At 58.6% G+C, this 1109-nt stretch carries 1 protein-coding gene and 1 pseudogene; one reads left to right on the forward strand and one right to left on the reverse strand.

Annotation, left to right across the window (positions count from 1 at the left end; genetic code table 11):
- Nucleotides 1-721: 721 nt before the first annotated feature.
- Nucleotides 722-994: pseudogene (locus tag MOV76_RS39185) on the forward strand (transposase); the annotation flags it as partial.
- 26 nt (nt 995-1020) lie between these two features.
- On the opposite strand, the gene MOV76_RS39190 reads toward MOV76_RS39185, so the two are convergent.
- Nucleotides 1021-1109 (reverse strand): transposase domain-containing protein (locus MOV76_RS39190; protein ID WP_247266499.1); only part of this gene is annotated, 89 nt, incomplete at its 5' end.

A 1109-nucleotide genomic window follows, 5' to 3' on the forward strand; every position in this document is an offset into this window, starting at 1 on the left:
AGGGAGAACGACATTTACCTTTTCCAGCAATAGGGTGGAGATGGATCGAGCAATAGATGCCAGTCGTTCTTGAAAAAACACCCAAACCGTTGAGAGAGAATCCGTTTTTACGCGGCCACGTGCAGCGCGCCAACCCAGATGAGACGATCCCCAGTGCCCGGGGCAACATCGAATGTGCACGTCGCCAGTCTTCCTTCAAAACGTTGACGTTTGGGCATCCCAAGAGGCGACGGTGTCGCATCTGAAGTGTAGACAGATACGGATGCGGGAAGAGCCTCGGGGGCGAAGGAGGCTGGCGCGGTCGCTGAAGTGCTTAGTGCCGTCTATGACGGCCTATCCTTTGCGGGTTCTACTATGGCTTCAGGCCCGGACGAAACCCGCCCATGGCGCCGGATGCATTTCATACGGCGATCATGAACCAACGTGTGAGTTGGGTGCTCGATGCCGACCCCGTATCCTGCAACTATCAAACTATGCCTGCGGGCGGGTGCCGCGGTGGACCGACTTGTTCATCACGCAACGATCTTCGAAATGAACGTCGAAAGCTATCGACGACGTTCCGCCATGGGGGTCAAACGCCGGCGCGGCAGGCCAGCCTCATTCGCGACAATCAAAGGCACCGCACAGTTTGTCGCGCGCATTGCCTCGCCTGAACTGCTCCCTGAGAATGGGTTATTGCCTCATCTAAATTGCTCCCGCCGAATCAACCTCGGGAGCTGTGATGAGGAAGGTCAGCATGGCGACACGTGCGGAATTGGTGGCAGCGATCAGTTGTCGCTATGTGTTAGGCGGGCGGGCCGAGAAGGCGAGGATGTTAGACGAGTTCGTGGCGCTCACGGGCTTTCATCGCAAGCATGCGATGCGACTGCTGCGAGGAGAACGCAAACCGGCGAAGGGTGGTCCTCGGCCAGGGCGCCGGGTTTACGGCGACGACGTGCGGGCAGCGCTCGTCGTTGTTTGGGAGGCGTCGGATCGAATTTGCGGCAAGCGACTACACCGTAAGCGGCAAGCTGAGACCGTTCAGCGCGCGTAATTCCACGGCATGAGTGCATCGAGATCGCTGCTCGACCAGCCGTTGGCGATCCGCTCAAGTGTTTGGGTGAGCCAAG

Source organism: Rhizobium sp. PRIMUS64, from assembly GCF_023006465.1.
GTDB classification, from domain to species: Bacteria; Pseudomonadota; Alphaproteobacteria; order Rhizobiales; family Rhizobiaceae; genus Rhizobium; species Rhizobium leguminosarum.